This is a genomic window from Nonomuraea sp. NPDC049158 (assembly GCF_040648335.1).
Taxonomy (GTDB): Bacteria; Actinomycetota; Actinomycetes; order Streptosporangiales; family Streptosporangiaceae; genus Nonomuraea.
In genome coordinates, this window is record NZ_JBEZDM010000029.1 from 45,705 (window position 1) to 67,076 (window position 21,372).

Here is a 21,372-nt window from a genome sequence, read left to right on the forward strand (position 1 = left end):
TCACCTTCCTGCGATTCCGGTCAGCGTCACGCCCCGGATGAACGTTTTCTGGGCCAGGAAAAAGACGATAAGGATGGGCATCATGGAGATGATCGCGACGGCCATCATCTGGTTGTACTGAGTAACGTACTGGCCGCTGAACATGCCCAGCCCCTGCGCGAGGGTGATCTTATCCATCGACCGGAGGTAGATGGAGTTCTCCAGATACTGGTTCCAGTTCCCGACGAAGGAGAACAGGCAGATCGCCGCGATCGCCGGCCTGGCCAGCGGCAGCATGACGCTCCACAGGATGCGCAGTTCCGAGGCGCCGTCGATGCGGGCGGCGTCGATGAGCTCCTGCGGGATCGTGGTGAAGAACTGCCGCAGCAGGAAGATGTAGAGCGCCACGCCGAAGAACTCCGGCACGATCAGCGGCAGATAGGTGTCCACCCAGCCGAGCTTGGAGAACATGATGAACTTCGGCACCAGGGTGATCTCACGCGGGATCATCATGGTCGCCATCAGCGCGCCGAACATGATGCCGGCCGCCGGCGCCCGCATCCTGGCGAAGGCGTAGGCGGGCAGCACGCAAGAGAGGAGGTTGCCGGCCATGGACAGCGCGGTGATCACGATGGTGTTCAGCAGGAACCTCGTGAACGGCAACGAGCCCGACCAGCCCTTGACGTAATTCTCGACGTGGAAGGAGTCAGGCAGCCACTGCGGCGGGAAGGCCAGGTTGTCCGCGTCGGACTTCAGCGAGGTCGTCAGCATCCACAGGAACGGCAGCAGGAACACCGCCGAGCTGACGATGAGCAGGACGTAGGCGCCGGTGCGCCGGATCCGCCTGATCCGATCGGCCTGCTCCGAGGTCAGGGGCGGCCCCTGCCTGGTGCGCGCGGGCGCCCGATCATGCGCCGCGGTCTCGACGAGCATCGGCGTACCTCACTTGAATTCGTAGTGCACCCAGCGCCTGGCCAGGCTGAACTGGATCGCGGTCACGGCGATGACCAGCACGAACATCGCCCACGACAGCGTGGCCGCGTAGCCCATGTCGAAATAGACGAAGGCGTGCCGGTAGATGTAGAGGCCCAGCACCATCGTGGCGTTGCCGGGGCCGCCCTCGGTCATGACGAGGATGAGCACGTAGCTCTGCAGCGCGGCGATGAACCCGGTCACCACGTTGAAGAAGATGACCGGCGACATCATCGGCACCGTCACGCTCCAGAACCGCCGCCACCACCCGGCGCCGTCGATCTCGGCCGCCTCGTAGAGCGTCTTCGGGATGCCCTGCAGGCCGGCCAGGTAGATGACGATCGTGTTGCCCGCGCCCCACACGCTCATCAGCACGAGCCCGGGGATGGCCCACTCCTGCGAGGCCAGCCACCCGGGTCCCTGGATGCCGATCGAGGCCAGCACCTTGTTGATCAGCCCGTAGTCGGGGTGCAGGATGTTCAGCCACAGCAGCGCGGTGGCCAGGCCCGACACCACCGAGGGCAGGTACATCACGGTACGGAACAGGCCCTGGAAGCGCAGCGGCTGGTTGAGCAGCAGCGCCAGCAGGAACGTGAACGTCACGCCGAGCGTCACCGCGCCCACGCCGTACTCCACGGTGTTCCCGATCGACTCCCAGAACTCGGGGTCGTTGAACATGCGCTCGTAGTTGGCCAGGCCCACCCAGGTCGGCGACTGGAGCAGGTTCCACTTCATGAAGCTGAGCACTACCGCGGCCAGGATCGGACCCACGCTGAAGATCACGAACCCGATCGTCCACGGCGAGGTGAACAGGTAGAAGCGCCGCGCCTCCCTGCGGGCCAGAGTGCCGCGGGCGCTCACCGCGGTCATGCGATCTTGTTCTCGCTGAGGACCGGCGTGACCTTGTCGGCCATCTCCTTCAACGCGTCGTCCACGCCGATCTTGCCGAGCTGCGCCCGCTCCCAGATCGGTATGGCGGTGTCCACGACCTTCTTGTTGGCCGGCAGCCGCAGCACGCCGTCGTCCGAGGCGTAGTCGGCCATGATCTTCTTGACCAGGTCCGCCTGCTCCGCCGGGATACCGAGCGCCTTGGCGTTGTCCTCCCACGCGGACTGGCGGGCCGGCGCGGCGATCCGGCGGAACTTGTAGCCGGAGGCGGACAGGAACTCGTGCATGTAGATCCAGGCGGCGTCCTTGTTCTGCGACGAGGCCGCCATCACCAGCGCGCTGCCCACGGCCGGAGTGGTGCGGCCCTCCGGCCCCTTGGGCACCTGCGTGGCGCCCCACTTGAACGCCTTCTGCTTGGACAGCTCCAGCATGACCCACGCGCCGTTGAGGAACAGGGCCGCGTGCCCGGACTTGAACGGATCGACCTTCTCCAGCAGCTGCAGCTCGGCCAGGCTCGGCACCGCCTTGTCCTTGAGCAGCAGGTCCAGCCAGCGGGCCATGACGTCCCTGGCCTTCGGATCGGTGATCAGCACCTTGGACTCGGCCGCGTCCAGGAACCGCCCGCCGTACGGCATCAGGTAGACGGAGCTCAGGTCCGGCGCGGGTTTGGGCATCGGTGAGACGCCGTAGATCTTCTCCGCCCCCGACCCGCTGGTCATCTTCTTGGCCGTCTCGAAGAGCTTGTCCCACGTCCAGCTCTCGTCCGGGTAGTCCAGCCCGGCCTTGTCGAACAGGTCCTTGTTGTAGAAGAGCAGCTTGGGCGCCATGTCGGTGGGCAGTCCGTACAGTGCGCCGTCCCGCTTGAAGTAGCCGAGCCCGCGCTGCGGGATGTCGTTCATGTCGAACTCGGGCGTCTTGGCGATGTAGTCGTCCAGCGGCTGCAGGACCTTGTTGGCGATGAGGTTCTGCGTCCAGGAGTAGTGGTTGTAGAGCACGTCGGGCAGCGTGCCGCCGGCGGCCTGCGCCATGTACTTGGTGAGGAACTGGTCGAACGGCGCCGACTCGCGCTTGATCTCGATGTTCGGGTGGCGTTTTTTGAAGAAGAAGTCGAACTGCGCGTTGCGTACCTCGGTGACGGCGTCCGTGGTGAACCCCAGAGTGATCACGACCTTGGACGCCGGGTCGGGAACGTCCGTCTTCGGCCAGGTCAGCGAGTTGTTGAGCTGCTCGGCCTCCTCGAACGGCCAGTCATCGCTGGCCGGCCGGTTCGGGTCGATCACTTGCGCGCCCGACTTGACCGGGGCTGCGGCCTGCTTCGACTGACGGCTGTCGCCGCAGGCGGACAGCGCGGGCATGGCCGCGGCCGCCACTGCCAGGGCCAGCATCTGGCGCCGGTTCATCTCCATGGGGGGTGGGCCTTTCAGAGAAAGAGCTCGATCACTGCTATCGCCACGTCTGGCGCTGGAATTCGGCCAGCCGAGCGGGATAGATCCGATGTGTGGATCCGTCATCGTCCGATGCGCGGGGCATGGCCGTACCGTAGACCTGGTAATTAACTTCGTCAAGAATTGAATTGCAAGCGCTTGCAACCTAGGCTCAGGCACGTTGTGAGGAGCTCAGTGGGGTCGGCGTCGGTCGCCCTGCCCGAGCCGGCGGGCCCGAGCGGGTTGTCGATGAGTTCGGCTCACTCCTCCTATCTCTGCTTGGAGGGCCCTGTGTCGCAATGGACGCTCAGTGACGAAGACCTGGAAGTCGAGATCGCGCTCTCGGCCGATGGCGAGCCGACCCTGGAGGTGCGGCGCGACGGCCGGGTGGTGGTGCGGCCGTCCAGGCTGGGCCTGCGGGCCGCGCACGAGGACCTGAGCGCCGGCCTGGCCTTCGAGGGGATGTCGTCCAGGCAGGTGACGGAGTCCTATGACACGGTGACCGGCAAGCGGCGCGAGCACCGGTACACGGCCAAGGAGTGGACGCTGTCGTTCACCAAGGGCGCGCACCGGCTCGACCTGGAGGTGCGGATCGGCGGCCACGGTGTGGCGTACCGGTACGTGGTGCCGTGGACCGGACCGGTGACCGTAATTGACGAAATTTCGGAGTATGTGGTGCCGGGGGAGGCCCGTGCGGTGCTCCTGCCGTACGAGAACGGGCGCTGCGACTACGAGGAGATCCACCGGCACGGTCCGGTGGCCGACGCCGAGCCCATCCTGTACGGCTACCCGTCGCTCTTCCAGATCGGCGACACCTGGCTGTTCGTCACCGAGTCGAACCTGGACAGCGGCTACGCGGGCACCCGGCTGCGCTTCGACGGCCACGCCTTCCACCTCGACCTGCCCGACCCGTACGTGACGGCGGCCAGCCCGCTCGTCACGCCGTGGCGCACGATGATCATCGGTGAGCTGGCCACGATCGTCGCCAGCGACCTGGTGACCAGCCTGGCCGCGCCCTCGGCGGTGGCGGACACCTCGTGGATCCGGCCCGGCGCGGCGGCCTGGTCGTGGTGGTCCGACGGCCCCTCCACGCGTGACCTGGACGAGCAGAAGCGCTGGGTGGACTTCGCCGCCGCCAACGGCTGGCCGTACGTGCTGGCCGACGCCGGATGGAACAAGCAGTGGATGCCCGAGCTGATCGCCTACGCCGCGGCCAGGAACGTCGGCGTCTGGCTCTGGTCGCACTGGCAGCACGTCGACACCGAGCTGGAGCACCGCGAGAAGCTCGCGCTCTGGAAGGAGTGGGGCGCCGTCGGTGTCAAGATCGACTTCACCGAGTCCGACGGCCAGGACCGGATGCGCTGGTTCGACGCCATCCTGGCCGCCACCGCCCGGCTGCAACTCATGGTCGTCTTCCACGGCGGCACGATCCCGCGCGGCACCGAGCGCACCTGGCCGCAGTTCATGACCGCGGAGGCGGTCAAGGGCGCCGAGTGGATCAAGCCGAAGCCCGGCAAGCTGCCGCTCTACCCGCCCGCGCACTACCTGTCGCTCGCGTTCACCCGCAACGTGCAGGGCCCGATGGACTTCACCCCGTGCACCTTCACCGCGGTCCGCACCATCTCCGCCGGATTCGAGCTCGCGCTGTCCGTGATCTTCGAATCGGGCGTCCAGCACTTCGCCGACGGCATCGAGGCCTACGAGGCCAGGCCGGAGGCGCTGCGGCTGCTGTCCGGCGTCCCCACCGCATGGGACGACACGCGGCTGCTGTCCGGCGACCCCGCCGACCACATCCTGCTGGCCAGGAGGAGCGGCGGCGAATGGTACGTCGGCGCGGGCGTGTCGGGCGAGGCCCGCACGCTCACCGTGCCGCTCGACTTCCTGGACGAAGGGGAGTGGACGGCCGAGATCTACCGGGACGCCCCCGACGACGGCATCCTCGCCGAGACGGCGACGGTGTCGGCCGGGGGCAAGCTCGACCTCGCCGTATCCCCCAACGGCGGGTTCACCCTCCATCTGAGGAGACAGACCTCATGATCAAGCGCCTGAGCGGCACCCTCGCCGCCGTCACCCTCGTCTCTTTATCGGCGATACCCGCCTCCGCCTCGACCTCCACCGCCGCGGCCGTCTGGACGCAGCGCTGGAACCCGAACCCGGCCAGTCAGACGGTCGCCCAGGCCTTCGAGGGCATCGAGGACGACCGCTCCGACTCCCACTCCGGCGTCACCCACATCTACGTCTCCGGCGACGCCTACCGCTTCGACATGCACACCCAGGACCGCGACGGTGACGACCGGCAGCGCAACGAGGTCAAGGGCATGCGCACGAGCAGCAGCTCGTACATCAAGATCCTCAAGAACCAGGTCTGGCGCATCTCCTACCAGCTGTACATCCCGACCTCGCTCGACGCGACCAGCTCCTTCACCCACATCGCGCAGATGAAGGTGCCCGGCTCCGGCGCGCCCCTCTACACGATGTCGCTGCCCATCTCGGGCGGCACCCCGAAGATCAACGTCCGCTACTGGGACGAGGACGAGCAGACGCACGAGGTCGGCAACACCAACCTGAACCCGATCCAGGGCAAGTGGCTCGACACCACCTTCGAGTTCAAGGCCGCCGACAACGGCTACCTGCGCTGGACGCTCAAGGACGGCTCGACGACGCTGGTCGACAAGCGCCTCGACAACACCGACCTCTGGCGCGCCGACACCGACTACCTCCGGCCCAAGTGGGGCATCTACCGCAGCATCAAGAGCTCCGGCCTGCAGAACACCTACCTGCTGGTCAGAAACCTGCGCGCCGAACAGCAGACCGCCGGCGCGGCCGACACCGACGAGGTACCCAACCCGTGAAGACGTACGGCATCCGCCTCGCGGGTGCGCTCGCCACGCTCGCCCTGATCGCGACCGCCACCCCCGCGGTGGCGGCCCGCACTCCCACCCCGTCGGAGGGGCCGTCGCAGACCCAGACGGCCCGGCCGCCGCGCTGGGATCTGCGCTGGGACCCGAGCGTCAAGAAGGACGGTGTCCAGGCGTTCGAGGCGCTGGAGGACGACCGGCGCGGCTCCCACCCCGAGGGCCTGCCGCACGTCTCCACCGACAAGGACGCCTGGCGCTTCACCGCCCACCTGGAGGACCGCGACGGCTCCGACCGCATGCGCAACGAGGTACGCGGCATGCGCGACGACAAGGGCGCCCCGCTGGAGATCCGCAAGGACGAGACCTGGCGGATCAGCTACCGCATGTACATCCCGGACACCCTCGACGCGACCACCTCCTTCACCCACATCTGGCAGCTCAAGAACTCCGACGTCGGCACCCCGATAGCGCAGATCTCGCTGCCGGTCATCGGGGGCGTGCAGAAGATCGCGGCCCGCTACTGGACGCTCCCGGACAACACCTCGCACGACTTCGCCACCGCCGACCTGGAACCCATCCAGAACAAGTGGGTGACCACCACGCTGGAGTTCAAGTCGAGCGACGACGGCTACATGCGCTGGACGCTGGCGGACGGCCGCCGGACGATCGCCGACCAGAAGATCGAGCACATCGACCTGTGGTGGACCCAGGAGCAGTACAACCGGCCCAAGTGGGGCATCTACCGCAGCATCAAGAGCGCCGGGCTGCAGGAGACGTACCTGCTGGTCAAGGACCTCAAGGCGTGGCAGCTCGGCCCGGCGACGCCGCCGGTCAAGCTCCCGGCGCCGGACCGGAGCCCGGGCGCCTACGAGGCCGAGCGGGTGGGCAACGTGTGGGAGGGCGCGGCCGAGCCCGCCTACTGCGCGGTCTGCTCGGGCGGCCGGAAGGTGATCCTCATCGGCGGCAACGTCTACGACTACGCCGTGGTCAAGGGTGTGCTGTCGGAGACCACCGGCACCCGGCGGATGACCGTGCACGCGCTGGTGGACGGCGCGCAGACGTTCGCGGTCAGCGTCAACGGGGCCGACTCCATCCAGGTGCCGATGACCGGGACCAAGGACACCGTGACGACCACGACCGTGCCGGTGGATCTGGTGGCCGGGGTCAACACGATCCGGTTCTTCGGCCTGACGGCCAGGGGCCCCGAGCTGGACAAGATCGTCATCAGCTGAACCCGTACGGCCCGCGCCCCGCTTGGGCGTGGGCCGTAGCACCCCCTAAGGACGGAATCAGGCCACATGGCACACGACCTCAGCAGACGCGGTTTACTCGTGGCGGGCGGCGCGCTGGCCCTCGCGGCGGCGACCGGCGTCCAGCCCGCAGCCGCCGGCACGTTCTGGCAGTCCAAGCTGCTCTCCTACGACCGGCGCGGGCGCCTGACCTACGCACAGGACGCCGAGGGCAACCGGTTGCCGGACTTCAGTCACGCGGGATACCGCAACGGCGAGCGGCCGATCCCGTGGGCGCGGGTGGTCAAGGCCATCCGGCCGGTCGAGGGCGACAACACCGCGCACATCCAGGCGGCCCTCGACGAGATCGCGGCACTGCCCCGCGAGCGGCGCGGCGCGCTGCTCCTGCTGCCCGGCCTCTACCCGGTCGCCGGAACCCTGTACGTACGCGCCGACGGCATGGTGCTGCGCGGCAGTGGCGACGGCGAGGACCCGGCGGGCAACACGATCATCAAGGCCACCGGCAACAACCCCAAGGACCGCGACGTGATCGTGGTCGGCGGCACGGCGGCGGGCGGCTGGGCGGGGGAGGTGCCGGGCACCCGTACCGACATCACCACGGACTTCGTGCAGGTGGGCGCGCGCGAGTTCGAGGTGGCGAACGCCGGGTCGCTGCGGCCCGGCGACAACATCGTGATCTACCACCCGTGCTCGGAGGGGTGGCTCAAGGCCATCGACTACGGCGGCCACGACGTGGGCCCGGCCTGGCAGGTGGGCGAGCACCCGATCATCTACAACCGCTACATCCGGGAGATCTCCGGCAACAGGCTGAAGATCGACGTGCCCGTGTTCAACCACCTGAACCGGGCGCTGTCCCAGTCGTCGGTCTACAAGTGGGACCGGGCCGGGCTCGTCACCCAGGTGGGCGTCGAGCGGCTGCGCGTGGACATCGAGTATCACGGCGACCCCGAGCAGGACGAGGACCACGCCTACAACGCGATCGTGCTGCTGCGCACCGAGGACTCGTGGGTACGCGACTGCACGATGCTGCACTTCACCCAGGCCGGGGTGGCCACCCAGGAGACGACCCGCGCCACGGTCGAGAACTGCCGGGCCATCGACCCGGTCAGCATCGTCACGGGGAGCAGGCGGTACAACTTCAACACCTACGTCTACTCCCAGCAGGTGCTCTTCCGCGACTGCCATGCCTACAAGTCGCGGCACGCCTTCGTCTCCAACGGGCACAGCACGGTCTCGGGCGTGGTGTTCCTGCGCGGCACGGCCGAGTACGCGCTGAACTCCAGCGAGGGCCACCGCCGCTGGTCCCAGGGCCTGCTGTACGACGGGCACCGCGACATCGACCCGCACTACGACTACACCCTGGGCCTGTACAACCGGGGCCGCTACGGCACCTCGCACGGCTGGTCGGCGGCGCACTCGGTGGCCTGGCGCTGCGACGTGTCGACCAGCAGGCTCATCGTCCAGAAGCCGCCGACGGCCCAGAACTACGCGATCGGCTGCCTGGGGACGGTCACCGGAGACGGCCCCTTCCAGCAGCCCGCCGGGTACATCGAGGGCACCGGCCAGCCGGGTCTCCTGCCGCCCTCGCTGTACGAGGCGCAGTTCCTCGACCGGCTACGCGGCATAACCGCCGCATAACCACTTCTGGTGACAGAGGGGTTATCGGGACTCTGGTGAGCTCCTGATCCGACGCCGGGAACGCCCCGGCGCCGGATCAGGGGGAGTCCATGGCCATCGTGCCCGCAGTCCGCGCTCGTGCGCACCCACCCGCCGTCCGAGCCCGGCCCGCGTCCCGCCACCGATGGTTGTCCTGGTTATTGGCCGGCGGGTGGATCGCGCAGGTGGCGATCCGGCTGTGGCTGTTCAGGTATCACGCGGGGCCGGTGGCGAACCCGGACGAGACGGGCTACCTCATCGCGGCACGGTGGCTGGCGGGCGGGCCGGGGGCCGACTTCAGCGGGTCCACGCTGTACCAGGGCGGCTATGCGCTGCTGCTGGTGCCGGTGTACTGGGTGACCTCCGATCCGGCCGTGGTCTACCGGCTCGTGGTCGCGGTCGGGTCGATGGCGGCGGCCGGGGCGTTCCCCCTGGCGTATCTGCTGCTGCGGCGCCTGGAGATGGGCAGGCGCGCGGCGCTGGCCGTCGCGTTCGCAGCGGGGCTCGCCCCGGCGTTGCTGCTGTTCTCGGGGCTGGCGCTGGTCGACGCGATCCTGCCCACGCTGGTGCTCGGCTGGCTGCTCGCCGTGCACGACCTGGCCGGGAAGGGATCGGCGTGGGCGGGGGCGGCCGGGGCCGGGCTGTCGGCGTTCGCGATGGCGGTGCACCTGCGGGGTATGGTCATCCTGGCGGTGTTCGTGCTGCTGGTGGCGGTTCTGCTGGTCGCCAAGCGCCTGCCGCGGCGGGCCGGGCTGGCGGCGCTGGCTGTCGCGGGCGCGGTGGCTCTGGCGGGCATGTCGCTCAACGGCGCGCTGTCCGCGGAGCTGTACCCGGGCGGGCCGCGCGATCTCGCGGGCCTGCTGATCTCCCGCCTCACCAGCCTCGACGGGCAGGCGTGGGCCGTCTCGGGGGCGATCGGCCAGCTCTGGTACCTCATCGCGGGCACGTGGGGCCTCGCGGGCGTCGGCCTGGCGAGCGCGGCGGTGGCCGTCGCACGACGGAGCACCCCGCACGGCCATCGGATCGTGGCCGCCACACTGCTGCTGACGACCCTCGGCATCGCCTACGCCTCCTCGGCGGCCCTGCCGGACGAGCACCGGGTCGGCAACTACGTCTACGGCCGCTACCTCGCGTGCGTCGCGGTGGCCTGGATCCTGGCCGGGGTGATCGCGCTGGCCCGCGCCCGCCGTGTCACGGTGCTGCGCCACGGGCTGACGGCGGCGACCCTGCTGGCCGCGACCGGTGGCCTGGCCGCCTGGTACGCCGCCGACAGGCTGCGCACCTACGCCTTCATCGCCTTCGACTTCCCCGAGGCGTCGTACCTGAGCGGAGTCCGCGACGCGCTGGACATGACGGCCACTTCGACGGCGGCCCTGATCCTGCTCGCCTGCCTGACGGCCGTGTCACTCCTGCCGCGCCGTCACCGGCTCCCGGCGCTGGCGGCGGTGCTCGCGGCGATCAACATCGCCTTCGCCGCGGACCTGGCGCCCAAATCGGCTCCCGCGCCGGGTAAGGACTGGCTTCCCTACCCGCCGCCCGGCCGCGTGGCGGTGGACCGCCAGGTGAAGTGGCACGTCAGGGTGCCCCTCACGTACCGCGTCTGGTGGACCCGGCTGGAGATGTACGACAGCACGCCTCCCTCGGGCGCCTGCACCGCCATCGTCCCCGCCGAGGCGGGGCCGCCGCCCACGCCGTGGATCCCCACCGGCGAGGGCGGGGTGCGGATGGGCTGGGTGAGCTGGTCCAACCCGTCCTGTCGCTCATGAGGCTCGGCGCAGATGGAGCAGGCCGCCGGTGGGGACGGTGATCGCATGGAGGCCGGAGGAGAGGTCCAGGGTGGCCGAGGACACCGTGCGGCCCCGGCAGTCGGTGACCGTGGCGTGGGCCGTACCGGGATCGGCGACCTGGAGGAACACGTCGGGAGAGGCGTCGGCGTTGGCCAGCCACAGCGTGCCGGTGGCGGGCACCGCGACCGGCAGCGGCGCGTAGCGGGCGGTGATCACGGTTTCCTCCCCGCGAGCGGTCACCTGTGGGTAGACCAGGTCGGGACGGGCCGGCTCGAACGCGCCGCGCTGCAGCACCTCGGCGTGCTCTTTGACGAAGCCCAGCCAGAACCGCAGCACCTCCAGCTGTTCGGGCGTCTGCGTGGTGAGGTCCACCGAGATCTGCGGGACCGCGAACAGCACGTTGACCAGCTGCGCCGCGACCCGCTCCGGGGTCTCGTCCGGGTGCCACATCAGCATGTCGGCGTGCACGGCCAGCGGCCCGGCGATCAGGCGCAGGTCCACCGTGCGCTGGCGGTTGTGCGCGGGGCTGAGCGGGCAGTCCGAGGCGCGGACCATCGTCGCGTACGGCCACAGCCCCGGGCTCACGTACGGCTGGCGCAGCTCCACCAGGCAGTCGCGGGGGAGCATGGCCAGCAGCCTGCGCACGCCCTCGTTGACGGTCGCGCAGTCGGCCTCGGGTCCCGGCTCGGGCGGGTCCTCCACGGCGAACTGGTCGATGAAGTCGATCTTCAGGCCGTCCATGCCCCATTCCTGGACCGCGCGGGTCAGGTGGCCGGCGAGCAGCTCGCGGATGTAGGGGTAACGCGGGTCGACGATGACCGCGTTCATGTGCTCTTTGTAGGCCAGCGAGTAGGGCTGTACGCGGTCCCAGAGCGCGGTGTGGCGGCCGACGAACGGCAGGGCGTACCAGAGCAGGTAGGCGAGCCCCGCCTGCTTGACCGCCGCCACATGTCCCGAAATATCGGGAAAAGATGTGGCGGACGGCTCCCACTCGCCGACGTGCCCGTAACCGCGCCCGCGGTCGTCGCTGTGCCAGCCGTCGTCCACGATGATCGCCTCGCAGCCCAGCTCGGCCGCCGGGGCCGCCTGCCGCTCCACGCCGGCGGCGTCGACGTGCTGCTGCATGGCGTACCAGGTCGAGTAGGCGGGCATCCGCGCCACCTCGGGCACCTCTCCCGCCACGCCGGGCACCGCTCCCGCCGAACCGCGCCACCACGCGGCCACGTCGGCGAGCGTGCGGGCGAAGGGCCGTCCGGTGAGGTCGAGCCGGAGCGCCAGGCCGGTGCCTGGCTCGGCGTCGTGCTCGGCCCAGAAGCCGAAGTCCCCGGTCTCCTCCACCACCCCGGTACGGATGTGCACCGGCCGCACCACCTCGCCGACGGCGTACGTGCACAGCGACACGTCACCGGCGCCCACCAGGCAGCCCACGGGGGCGTTCTTCTCCAGGGCGGCCACCCGGGGCTTGCGCCAGAACGGCGGCAGCCCTCTGTGCTCGCCGCCGTCGGGCGCCCAGAACGCCGTGGCGGCCAGGCACGGCACCCGCCACGCCACGCGGACGGAGGCCGGCCGGTCCGGGGTGATCCGCACCTCGTGCACGCCCTCGGCGTCCTCGGTGACGGTCCACGTCAGCTCGGCCGCCGCCGTCGCCGTCAGCTCCGTCGGGCCCGCGTGGAGGCGTACCTCGCGGGTCTCGCCCGGAGCGCGGTCGTGCGGCTGCCAGATCCCGGTCGTCGCGGTCACTGCCACTCCTGAAGGGGGGTCACTGTCGCTCCTGGAGGGTGAAGAAGGTCTGGATGGCGACCGAGGCCGCGCCGCGCGCCCACTGCTCGAAGGGCCGGGGGCGCAGGAAGATCCGGCAGTCGGCCGCCGCCCCGAACGCCTGGCTCGCGAACGACCGGCTGATCTGCTCCTCGAACAGGTCGTAGGCCGCCAGTCCCTGCACGTCGCCGGTCACGATGATGCGCTCGGGCCCGATGAGGTTCGCCATGGCCGCCATGGCCAGCCCGATCGCGTGCCCCGCCCTGGCGAACACCTCGCGCGCCGCCACGTCGCCCGCGTGGGCGGCGTCGATGGCCGCGTCGATGGTCAGCGACGCGTCGCCGGTGGCCTCGCGGATCGCGGCCACGATGGGCGCGGTCCCGGCGATCGCCTCGACGCAGCCGCGTCCCCCGCAGTGGCACTCGGGCTCCTCGCCGCCGACCGGGACGTGCCCGATCTCCCCGGCGACGCCGTGCGAGCCGGCCACGATCCGGTCGTTCACCACCAGCCCGCAGCCGATCCCCACCCCCACCGTGACCACCGCGAACGACGACGCGCCGATGCCCTCGCCGAACCACTGCTCGGCCACGGTGAGGGACTTGACGTCGTTCTCGAGGGTGACCCGCAGGCCCGTCGCCTCGGCGGCCAGCCGGGCCAGCGGCACCTGCCGCCAGTTGAGGAAGGGGGAGTAGCGCACCACGCCGTGCGCCTTGTCCACGTCGCCCGACACGGCCAGGCCCAGCGCGTGGCAGCGCTGCCGGTAGGCCGGGTCGGCGGCGAGCAGCTCGGCCACGAGGTCGGCCAGCGTCGCCACCACCTCCTCGGGCGAGGAGGCCGTCAGGGGGCGGTGCGCGCCGACGAGCACCTGGGCGCGCAGGTCGGTGACGACGCCGATGAGCTCGTCGTCGGTGATCTTCACGCCGGTGAAGAACTCGCGGTCCTGCTTGATGGCCAGCGGGCTGGCCGGACGGCCCGCGCCGGGGCCCGGCCGGTCGGTGGCCTCCAGCTCTTCCAGATAGCCCGCCTCGATGAACGGGCGCGCCGCCTTGGTGACGGCGGCGGACGACAGCCCCGTCCGCCTGGCGATCTCCACCCGGGAGACCGGCCCCTGCGTCAGGACCATGGTGAACACGGTGGCCGCCGCGGGAGTGGTGAGCGGTGCAGGCATGATGGGCATCGTAACACTAATTAACTTCGTTAAGAATTGATTCGAAGGGCCCATCGATCTAGGCTCCGGGACATGCCTTCGGTGACCTTCGACGCGGCCAGCCGTACGTATCTGCTGCCTACCTCAACCACCAGCTACGTCCTCGGGCTCGACGCCGACGATACCCCCGTCCACCTGCACTGGGGACCCCTTCTGACCCAGGAGCAGGCGGCGTCGCTGCCTCGTCCGGCGGCACCCGCCGCGAGCAGTTTCGACGGCGCCGGACCGGCCGAGGAACTCGGCACCGAGGCGGGCGCGCGCTTCGGGACTCCGTCGCTGCAGATCGCCTTTCCGGACGGGGCCCGGGGCGTCGACTGGCGTCATCTCGGTCACACGATCGACGGGGAACACCTGACGATCCACTTCCGGGACGCCGTGCAGCCGTTCGAGGTGGACCTGCACTACCGGGTACGCGGCGACGTCGTGGAACGGTGGACCGCGCTGCGCTCCGAGGTGCCCGTGACGATCCTGCGCTGCGACTCGGCCGCGTGGAGCGTTCCGCCGCTGCCCGGTTACCGGCTCAGCCACGCCGTGGGCGGGTGGAGCGCCGAGCACGGGCTGCGCCGTACCGACCTCACCGTGGGTGAGACGACGCTGACCAGCAGGCGGGGGCTGAGCAGCCACCACGCCAACCCGTGGCTCACCGTCGACGGCGGCGACGCGGGCGAGCGCCACGGCGAGGTGTGGAGCTGCGCGCTCGCCTGGAGCGGCAGCTGGCGCGTCACGCTCACCCGCGACCCCTCGGGGAGCGTGGGGTGGACGGGCGGGTTCGGCCACGAGGGCCTCACCTGGCACCTGGAGCCGGGGGAGGAGTGGGTGACACCGGTGTTCGCCGGCGTGTACGCGCCCGACGGGTTCGGCGGGGCCAGCCGCCGCTGGCACGACCATGTCACCGGGTACGTGCTGCCCGAGCCGGACGAGCTGCGCCCGGTGGTCTACAACGCCTGGGAGGCCGTCGGGTTCGAGGTGGCCGAGTCGAACCAGAAGGAGCTGGCCGCGCTCGCCGCCCGCGCGGGGGTGGAGCTGTTCGTCATGGACGACGCCTGGTTCGGCGGGCGCACCGGCGACAGCGCCGGGCTCGGCGACTGGTGGCCGAACCCGGACCGCTTCCCCTCCGGGCTGGCCCCGCTCATCGACGAGGTGCACGGGCTGGGCATGCGGTTCGGCCTCTGGGTGGAGCCCGAGATGGTCAACCCCGACAGCGACCTCTACCGCGCCCACCCCGACTGGGTGCTGCACATGCCCGGCCGCCCGCGTACGCTGCTGCGCAACCAGCTGGTCCTCAACTTCGCCAGGCCCGACGTATCGGACTGGGCGCACAAGTGGCTGCACCGGCTGGTCGGCGAGCACGGCGTGGACTTCCTGAAGTGGGACTTCAACCGGGCCTTCACCGAGGCGGGCTGGCCCGGCGCCGCCGACCAGGACCGGCTCTGGATCGACCACGTGCGAGCCGTCTACTCGATCATGGACCGGCTCCGCGCCGACCATCCGCACCTGCGCATCGAGGCGTGCGCGGGCGGCGGCGGCCGTACCGACCTGGGCATGCTGGCCCATACCGACCAGGTGTGGACCTCCGACAACACCGACGCCCACGACCGCATCGCCATCCAGCACGGCTTCAGCCAGGTCTACCCGGCCCGCGTGATGGCCGCCTGGGTGACCGACAGCCCGAATCCGCTCACCCGCCGCGTCACCCCGCTCAGTTTCCGCTTCCACGTCGCCATGGCCGGCGCGCTCGGCCTCGGCGGCGACCTGCTGAAGTGGAGCCCGGCCGAGCTGGCCGAGGCCGCCGCGCTGGTCGCCGTCTACAAGGACATCAGGCCCGTCGTCCAGCTCGGGCGGCAGGACAGGCTCGAGTACGGCGTGCAGTACACCCACGGCGACCGGACGGTCGTACTCGCCTGGCGGGGGCCCGTGGCGCACGGGACGCCGCTCGTGCCGCTCCGCCTGGCCGGGCTCGACCCGCTGGGCCGCTACCGCGACGAGGACACCGGGCAGCTGCACCATGGAGCTCTGCTGATGTCGGCGGGTCTGCTGCCGGACCTGCCTCCGGGCGACTACGCCAGCGCCCTGATCCGCCTGCGCTCGGTGTAATCGGCCCTAGTTGTATCCGACTTATCCGGTTGGCGACGGGGACTTATCCGATTGAGGAAAGGCCGCGCAGAGCGAGCTGGGCGGCGCGCACGGCCGACTCCTCCGCCTGCTCCAGCGACCCGCCCCGGTTGATGGTGGAGATGACCGCGAGCTTGGTGGCACCGATCAGCGCGCCCACGGCCGCCGCCGCGTCCACGTGGTCGAGCTCGCCGGGAAAGGCGTCCTCCAGCGCCCGCGCCAGCTGGAGCTGGCTGTCGAACAGCAGATGCAGCGCCCGCGCCTGCAAGGAGGGGACGGTCATGATGAGCCGCATCCGCAGGGGCGCGTCCAACACTCGGAAGTCGTCGTCGCTCGCCCACTGCAGGCTCGTCCGTACGAGCCGCAGCAGCAGGTCGGCCACGTGCTCGCCGGGCGTCCTGGACGAGATCATCTCGATGGCCCGCGCTATGCGCGCCGCGCTGTCGAAGAACAGCACGTCCTCCTTACTGGCGAAGTAGCTGAAGAACGTCCGCGTCGACACCTCGGCCTCGGCCGCGATCTCGGCCAGCGTGGTCTCCTCGAAGCCTTTCTCGTCGAACAGCCGGAGCGCGGCCTCGATCAGCGCCCGGCGTGTGCGCTGCTTCTTGCGCTCCCGTAGTCCCACCATGCCGGGAACTGTACCGCCAAACTTGGTGATTTTCATCCATTGAAGTTTTGCAGCGAATGAGGTTTTCTGGTGGAGTTGACCAAGCGAAAGGAGCCACACCATGTCGGATCTGACCCTCACCACCACCCGCCAGCGCCCCTTCGATCCACCTGACGAAATCGCCGAGCTACGAGAACAAACACCGATCCACCGCATGACCTACGCCGACGGGCACCTCGGCTGGATCGTGACCGGCTACTCCGCCGCCCGCGCCGTGCTCGCCGACGCGCGCTTCAGCAACCGCCCCGAGCTCATCCACCCGCCGATCCCGGCCCGGCTGCAGCTCGCGAAGGAGCAGGGTTTCCGGGTGCCGCCCGGGTTCTTCCTGCGCATGGACGCCCCCGAGCACACCCGCTACCGCAAGCTCCTCACCGGCCAGTTCACCGTGCGCAGGATGAAGGAGCTGGAGCCGAGGATCGCCGAGATCACCGACGCCTGCCTGGACGCCATGGAGGCCGCGGCCAAGCCGGTGGACCTGGTGCAGGAGTTCGCGCTGCCGATCCCGTCGCTGGTCATCTGCGAGCTGCTGGGGGTGCCGTACGAGGACCGGGCGCAGTTCCAGGAAGACACCAAGGTGCTCGTCAACCTGGAGATCAAGGCCGAGGAGGCCATGGCCGCGGTGACGCGCATCTCCGCGTATCTGTACGGGCTGATCCAGCGCAAGCGCGCCAAGCCGGAGGACGACCTGCTCAGCGGGCTGATCGAGGGCGGCGAGCTGAACGACGAGGAGCTCACGGGCGTCGCGTTCCTGCTGCTGGTGGCCGGCCACGAGACGACCGCGAACATGCTTGGCCTCGGCACGTACGCGCTGCTCGCCAACCCCGCCCAGCTCGCCCTGATGCGTGACGACCCGTCCACGGTCGAGAACGGCGTCGAGGAGCTCCTGCGCTACCTCACGATCATCCACCTCGGCCCGGTCAGGAGCGCCTTGGCCGACGTCGAGATCGAGGGCCAGCTGATCAAGGCCGGCGAATCGGTCGCGATCCACCTCCCGGTGGCCAACCGCGACCCCTCCCGCTTCCCGGACGGCGACGCGCTCGACCTGGCCCGGCCCGCCACGGGCCACCTCACGTTCGGCCACGGCATCCACCAGTGCCTCGGCCAGCAACTGGCCCGGGCCGAGATGCGCATCGCCTACCCGGCGCTCCTGGGGCGCTTCCCCGGCCTACGCTTGGCCGTATCACCGGAGGAGGTGCCGATGCGCTCGGATATGAGCATCTATGGTGTGCACCGCCTCCCTGTCACCTGGTAGGTCAATGATGGAGATCAAGGCAGACACAACGGTGTGCATCGGTGCGGGCATGTGCGCGCTGACGGTGCCGGCGATATTCGACCAGAGCGAGGAGGAGGGGACCGTGGTGGTCCTTGACTCCACCCCACCGGCCGAGCTGGAAGAAGCCGTCCACCGCGCCGTGACGCTGTGCCCGTCAGGCGCCATCTCGGTGGTCTGATTTCGATTTTCTGGGTCCTTCGCGTTTCTGGGTCCTTCGCGTCGACGGCGGGTGCCTTCTGTCGTACCGGTCTGGCCGTCTTACGGCTCGCCCAGCCCGAACCTTCCCCGCCGTCGCCGCGACCGTCTTCTGGGGCGCTCGTCTTTCGGGCTGACCCTCTACTGGGCCGACCGCCTATCGGCCGACCATCTATCGGGCTGACCGTCTGCCGGATGCCCGCCCCACGGGCTTGATCGCCCCACCGGCCCTCGGTTGCAGACACCCAGCGCGGATGCGCCAGTTTCGCGGACCTGCTGAGGCGCCCACCAGTTGGCCGCGGACCGCTGCTCCCAGGCCTCCGGATGGTCCTTGAGCGCGCTGCCCGTTCCTGCGGACCTCCGCTCCCAAGACCTCAATCCCCTTTCTGGACCTTCACGGCCCTCTGGGGACCTCCGCAGGGGCGGCCCGGGCGCCGGATCTCCGCTGATCGAATCTGTGTTCGTAGAACAGGTTGACACCGAGCGTGATCGAAATTATGTTCGACCTAGTGACGTGAGGCTCGCGGCTCACGTCGTAGGACCTGGTCGCGGGCCGTTCGCTTCCCCCAAGCGAGACCCGCGATCAGGCTCCAGGGCGAAGGGCGTGTCCTCGTCGTCGGCGGAGACGAGTGGGCGCGTCCTGGCCGGACGGGGTGCGGGGAAGCTCCTCGTCCGGCCAGCCCGGCGGAATTGTCGGTGGGGTCTGCGAACCTTGGCTTCACCGGCGGAGACGCCGGGAGCCGCCATGACTCCAAGGAGGCGCGCAAGATGGCACCAAGGCTCAGCGATACGCAGGGGCCCCGGCTGTCGCCCGCAGTTAGGGCGCACCTGACGGATTCACATTCCTGCCTGGCGGAGGCGGCAGCCGCTCGCACCCCGGCATCCCGATACGTGGCAGCGCACCTGGCAGCCCTGCGAGCGGCGGCGGCGATCCTGGCCGCCCGCCCACGCCCCATGGAAGGCCGCAGGCGCCGCCTGCGCAGCGCCTGGGAGCTGCTCCCGGAGGCGGAGCCCAAGCTCGCGGAATGGGCCGCCTACTTCTCGGTGAGCGCCGCCAAGCGCGCCGCCGCCGAGGCCGGCATGGTCCGTGGCGTCAGCGCGGCCGACGCGGACGAGCTTTTGGCTGAAGCCGACACCTTCGTCGCCGTAGTCCAGGACATCCTGGGCGTCCCCGCTCAACCCCAACTCCCGGTCGAGGTCCCCCTGGCCGGCTGACCACACCGCTCGCGCCGCCGACGCCGGCGGCGAGTGGGCAGCCGGACAACTCGAACACGAGCGAACACACCGACCCAGGCGAGGGCCAGCAGACCATCCCGACCAAGGACGACCCCGCCAAACCGGTGGAAGCAGAGCGCGACGCCTGAAGCATGCCCAAAGACGCCGCATGCAGGCGATCGAACGCCCCGAACCTGGGCGGCCAGGGGGTCGAGGAGGGTCTCCGCAGAATTGAACGGCAGGCCAGGGGCCTTGTGGTCCCTCGGCAGAGGAACATCAGGCCGTCCAGTTCTCAGCCGTCCAGTTCTCAGCGTTGATCGCGCTGCTGCCGCCTTCGGGCAGCTCGATGATCTGCGCGATGGACAGGATCTTGCGGAACCTGTGGCCAATCCGTTCCTCCATGGTCGTGCGGCCATGCTCCAGGATGTCTCTGGCATCATCCGGCTGCCGGACCAGACTCTGACCTGAGCAGGACTCCTGATGAGTTGTGAGGCGGCCGGTGAGGCTGCGATACCCCTGCGTGTCGATCTGGACCAGGTCTCCGGTACGAAGCCGGCCGTCGGGGGCAGCAACGTCTTTGCGGCCTGGGGATCGGCCAGATAGCCGGGACCGGTCTGCCGGTCACGGGCCTCGCGTGGTCACGGGCCCCGCCCGGCCACGGTCCCCGCGTGCCACCGCCGGGCCGTGTCAGGCCGCGGCCACTGCCGGGCCGTGTCAGGCCGAACACATCGGATGGGGGCCACTCGCCCGCTACCGGGGAGACTCCTCGGCCCTTATCCGAGCTCGTCAGGACCGTGCTACGCCACTTGTGGCGGACTGGGGCGGCATTTCCGCCGTGTCTCCTCCGTGTCTCCTCCGTGTGCGCTAAGTCTCATCCGCGGGCTGTTACACCGGATGCGCGGCTGGTGTCTCCATGTCGAGTTCACAACACGAGGGAGACATGATGAACGGGAACGTCGCGGTGGTCGTGGTCGGTGGCGGGTACGGGGGCGTGACGGCGGCCAATCGCCTGGCTCGGCGCGATGGCGTGTCGGTGACCCTGGTCAATCCGCGTCCCGACTTCGTCTCGCGGATCCGCCTGCACCAGCTCGTGACCGGCTCCGATGACGCGGTCGAGGACTTCGGTGAGGTTCTGGGTGGGAACGTCCGGCTGGTGGTCGACACCGCGACCCGGATCGACGCCGCCGAGCGACGAGTGTCGCTGGCGGGCGGTGGCACGCTCTCCTACGACTACCTCGTCTACGCGGTGGGCAGTGGCGCCGCCGATCCCGGCGTGCCCGGAGCGGCGGAGTTCGCTCATTCGGTGTCGACCCTCGAGGGAGCGCGACGACTGCGGTCGGCCCTGGCCGCGACGCCCGCGACGGCTCCGGTGACCGTGGTCGGGGCCGGCCCGACCGGCCTGGAGACCGCCGCCGAGCTGGCCGAACTGGGTCGCAAGGTCACCCTGGTCTGCGGCAATGTGCTGGGCCCCTACCTGCATGCCCGGGTCCGCCGCCTGGTCGCTCGCCGGCTCGCCGAGCTGGGTGTGACCGTCCTCGAAGGTCCCCGCGCTCGGGTGACGGAAGTGACACGTGAGGCGATACGGCTCGACGACGGCCGCCGGTTGCCCAGCGCGGTGACGATCTGGACCGCGGGATTCCGTGTCCCGGACCTGGCCGCCCGCAGCGGGCTGCGCACCGACGCCGAAGGCCGCCTGCTCACCGACACGACGCTGACCAGTGTGGACGACGTGCGCATCGTCGCCGCGGGGGACGCGGCGGCGATGACGGACCGGCCATTTCGGATGAGCTGCCAGGCCGCCGTACAGCTGGGCCCGGGGGCAGCCACCACGATTCTGCGACGGATCTCGGGGAAAACACCCGCTCCCGTCCGGTTGCTGTTCGCCGGGCAGTGCCTCAGCCTCGGCCGAAACGAGGGCGTCACCCAGTTCTCCTACCTGAACGACAGGGTGAACGCGCTCCACTTCAGCGGGCGGCTCGGTGCCCCCGTCAAGGAGATCGCCTGCCGGTTCACCCTCAATCAGTTGGTGTCCGGGGCACGCAAGGCCACCTCGCGCGCATCCCACCTGACCTGATCAGCGGGGAGGCCGCTGCCGACGACCCCGTCTTTGGACTGGGTACATTTCCCCGGT

The 21,372-nt window shown here is 69.9% G+C and carries 17 protein-coding genes; 10 read left to right on the forward strand and 7 right to left on the reverse strand.

Annotated features, from left to right (window positions below):
• From AB0B61_RS42215 to AB0B61_RS42225, 3 genes are read right to left on the reverse strand one after another with little or no spacing between them, the layout of a single operon-like run.
• Nucleotides 1-912, reverse strand: a complete 912-nt coding sequence (locus AB0B61_RS42215; RefSeq protein WP_358444806.1) for a carbohydrate ABC transporter permease — start codon at nucleotides 910-912, stop codon at nucleotides 1-3.
• Between the two features lie 9 nt (nucleotides 913-921).
• On the reverse strand, nucleotides 922-1,821 hold the full coding sequence (locus tag AB0B61_RS42220) for a sugar ABC transporter permease (RefSeq protein ID WP_358444809.1): 900 nt from the start codon (nucleotides 1,819-1,821) through the stop codon (nucleotides 922-924).
• Nucleotides 1,818-3,239 carry a sugar ABC transporter substrate-binding protein gene (locus AB0B61_RS42225; RefSeq protein ID WP_358444811.1) on the reverse strand — a complete coding sequence of 474 codons (1,422 nt, stop codon included), beginning with the start codon at nucleotides 3,237-3,239 and terminating at the stop codon, nucleotides 1,818-1,820. Before AB0B61_RS42225 ends, AB0B61_RS42220 begins: the two co-directional genes overlap by 4 nt.
• Before the next feature lie 315 nt (nucleotides 3,240-3,554).
• Here AB0B61_RS42225 and AB0B61_RS42230 point away from each other — a divergent pair, with 315 nt between their 5' ends.
• The 5 genes from AB0B61_RS42230 (at nucleotide 3,555) to AB0B61_RS42250 (ending at nucleotide 10,793) form a co-directional block, all read left to right on the forward strand.
• Complete coding sequence (locus tag AB0B61_RS42230) at nucleotides 3,555-5,300, forward strand: glycoside hydrolase family 97 catalytic domain-containing protein (protein ID WP_358444814.1); 1,746 nt, start codon at nucleotides 3,555-3,557, stop codon at nucleotides 5,298-5,300.
• Nucleotides 5,297-6,115, forward strand: a complete 819-nt coding sequence (locus AB0B61_RS42235) for a hypothetical protein (RefSeq protein WP_358444816.1) — start codon at nucleotides 5,297-5,299, stop codon at nucleotides 6,113-6,115. The genes AB0B61_RS42230 and AB0B61_RS42235 overlap by 4 nt, the downstream gene beginning before the upstream one ends.
• The gene (locus AB0B61_RS42240; RefSeq protein ID WP_358444819.1) at nucleotides 6,112-7,353 is read left to right on the forward strand and encodes a hypothetical protein; all 1,242 of its coding nucleotides are present in this window, start codon (nucleotides 6,112-6,114) and stop codon (nucleotides 7,351-7,353) included. Before AB0B61_RS42235 ends, AB0B61_RS42240 begins: the two co-directional genes overlap by 4 nt.
• 66 nt (nucleotides 7,354-7,419) lie before the next feature.
• Complete coding sequence (locus tag AB0B61_RS42245) at nucleotides 7,420-9,009, forward strand: hypothetical protein (RefSeq protein WP_358444822.1); 1,590 nt, start codon at nucleotides 7,420-7,422, stop codon at nucleotides 9,007-9,009.
• A 203-nt stretch (nucleotides 9,010-9,212) separates the two neighbouring features.
• Nucleotides 9,213-10,793 carry a hypothetical protein gene (locus AB0B61_RS42250; RefSeq protein ID WP_358444825.1) on the forward strand — a complete coding sequence of 527 codons (1,581 nt, stop codon included), beginning with the start codon at nucleotides 9,213-9,215 and terminating at the stop codon, nucleotides 10,791-10,793.
• On the opposite strand, the gene AB0B61_RS42255 is transcribed toward AB0B61_RS42250, so the two are convergent.
• Both AB0B61_RS42255 and AB0B61_RS42260 read right to left on the reverse strand, forming a co-directional pair.
• The gene (locus AB0B61_RS42255; RefSeq protein ID WP_358444828.1) at nucleotides 10,788-12,554 is read right to left on the reverse strand and encodes a glycoside hydrolase family 36 protein; all 1,767 of its coding nucleotides are present in this window, start codon (nucleotides 12,552-12,554) and stop codon (nucleotides 10,788-10,790) included. The genes AB0B61_RS42250 and AB0B61_RS42255 overlap by 6 nt on opposite strands.
• Nucleotides 12,555-12,573: 19 nt before the next feature.
• Nucleotides 12,574-13,740, reverse strand: coding sequence for an ROK family transcriptional regulator (locus AB0B61_RS42260; RefSeq protein ID WP_358444831.1), 1,167 nt, complete (start codon nucleotides 13,738-13,740; stop codon nucleotides 12,574-12,576).
• Nucleotides 13,741-13,812: 72 nt separating this feature from the next.
• Between AB0B61_RS42260 and AB0B61_RS42265 the strand changes: the two genes are divergently transcribed.
• Nucleotides 13,813-15,873: an alpha-galactosidase gene (locus AB0B61_RS42265; protein WP_358444834.1), complete on the forward strand. Its 2,061-nt coding sequence runs from the start codon at nucleotides 13,813-13,815 to the stop codon at nucleotides 15,871-15,873.
• A 43-nt stretch (nucleotides 15,874-15,916) separates the two neighbouring features.
• On the opposite strand, the gene AB0B61_RS42270 is transcribed toward AB0B61_RS42265, so the two are convergent.
• Nucleotides 15,917-16,519, reverse strand: coding sequence for a helix-turn-helix domain-containing protein (locus tag AB0B61_RS42270; protein ID WP_358444836.1), 603 nt, complete (start codon nucleotides 16,517-16,519; stop codon nucleotides 15,917-15,919).
• A 100-nt stretch (nucleotides 16,520-16,619) separates the two neighbouring features.
• Between AB0B61_RS42270 and AB0B61_RS42275 the strand changes: the two genes are divergently transcribed.
• The 3 genes from AB0B61_RS42275 (at nucleotide 16,620) to AB0B61_RS42285 (ending at nucleotide 19,241) form a co-directional block, all read left to right on the forward strand.
• Nucleotides 16,620-17,810 (forward strand): cytochrome P450, encoded by a 1,191-nt coding sequence (locus tag AB0B61_RS42275; RefSeq protein WP_358444839.1) that lies wholly within the window; start codon nucleotides 16,620-16,622, stop codon nucleotides 17,808-17,810.
• Nucleotides 17,811-17,817: 7 nt separating this feature from the next.
• Nucleotides 17,818-18,009 (forward strand): ferredoxin, encoded by a 192-nt coding sequence (locus AB0B61_RS42280; protein ID WP_358445025.1) that lies wholly within the window; start codon nucleotides 17,818-17,820, stop codon nucleotides 18,007-18,009.
• 785 nt (nucleotides 18,010-18,794) lie between these two features.
• Nucleotides 18,795-19,241 carry an SAV_6107 family HEPN domain-containing protein gene (locus AB0B61_RS42285; protein WP_358444842.1) on the forward strand — a complete coding sequence of 149 codons (447 nt, stop codon included), beginning with the start codon at nucleotides 18,795-18,797 and terminating at the stop codon, nucleotides 19,239-19,241.
• A 276-nt stretch (nucleotides 19,242-19,517) separates the two neighbouring features.
• Here AB0B61_RS42285 and AB0B61_RS42290 read toward each other — a convergent pair whose 3' ends face one another.
• Complete coding sequence (locus AB0B61_RS42290; protein WP_358444845.1) at nucleotides 19,518-19,643, reverse strand: hypothetical protein; 126 nt, start codon at nucleotides 19,641-19,643, stop codon at nucleotides 19,518-19,520.
• 538 nt (nucleotides 19,644-20,181) lie between these two features.
• Here AB0B61_RS42290 and AB0B61_RS42295 point away from each other — a divergent pair.
• On the forward strand, nucleotides 20,182-21,315 hold the full coding sequence (locus tag AB0B61_RS42295; RefSeq protein ID WP_358444847.1) for an FAD-dependent oxidoreductase: 1,134 nt from the start codon (nucleotides 20,182-20,184) through the stop codon (nucleotides 21,313-21,315).
• Nucleotides 21,316-21,372: the final 57 nt, after the last annotated feature.

What these genes read in the sequence shown, in the direction of transcription:
- AB0B61_RS42290 (WP_358444845.1), bottom strand. Translation starts at nt 19,643, where the DNA reads ATGGAGGAACGGATTGGCCACAGGTTCCGCAAGATCCTGTCCATCGCG.
- AB0B61_RS42260 (WP_358444831.1), bottom strand. Translation starts at nt 13,740, where the DNA reads ATGCCTGCACCGCTCACCACTCCCGCGGCGGCCACCGTGTTCACCATG.
- AB0B61_RS42270 (WP_358444836.1), bottom strand. Translation starts at nt 16,519, where the DNA reads ATGGTGGGACTACGGGAGCGCAAGAAGCAGCGCACACGCCGGGCGCTG.
- AB0B61_RS42220 (WP_358444809.1), bottom strand. Translation starts at nt 1,821, where the DNA reads ATGACCGCGGTGAGCGCCCGCGGCACTCTGGCCCGCAGGGAGGCGCGG.
- AB0B61_RS42265 (WP_358444834.1), top strand. Translation starts at nt 13,813, where the DNA reads ATGCCTTCGGTGACCTTCGACGCGGCCAGCCGTACGTATCTGCTGCCT.
- AB0B61_RS42215 (WP_358444806.1), bottom strand. Translation starts at nt 912, where the DNA reads ATGCTCGTCGAGACCGCGGCGCATGATCGGGCGCCCGCGCGCACCAGG.
- AB0B61_RS42245 (WP_358444822.1), top strand. Translation starts at nt 7,420, where the DNA reads ATGGCACACGACCTCAGCAGACGCGGTTTACTCGTGGCGGGCGGCGCG.
- AB0B61_RS42225 (WP_358444811.1), bottom strand. Translation starts at nt 3,239, where the DNA reads ATGAACCGGCGCCAGATGCTGGCCCTGGCAGTGGCGGCCGCGGCCATG.
- AB0B61_RS42280 (WP_358445025.1), top strand. Translation starts at nt 17,818, where the DNA reads ATGGAGATCAAGGCAGACACAACGGTGTGCATCGGTGCGGGCATGTGC.
- AB0B61_RS42235 (WP_358444816.1), top strand. Translation starts at nt 5,297, where the DNA reads ATGATCAAGCGCCTGAGCGGCACCCTCGCCGCCGTCACCCTCGTCTCT.
- AB0B61_RS42295 (WP_358444847.1), top strand. Translation starts at nt 20,182, where the DNA reads ATGATGAACGGGAACGTCGCGGTGGTCGTGGTCGGTGGCGGGTACGGG.
- AB0B61_RS42285 (WP_358444842.1), top strand. Translation starts at nt 18,795, where the DNA reads ATGGCACCAAGGCTCAGCGATACGCAGGGGCCCCGGCTGTCGCCCGCA.
- AB0B61_RS42275 (WP_358444839.1), top strand. Translation starts at nt 16,620, where the DNA reads ATGTCGGATCTGACCCTCACCACCACCCGCCAGCGCCCCTTCGATCCA.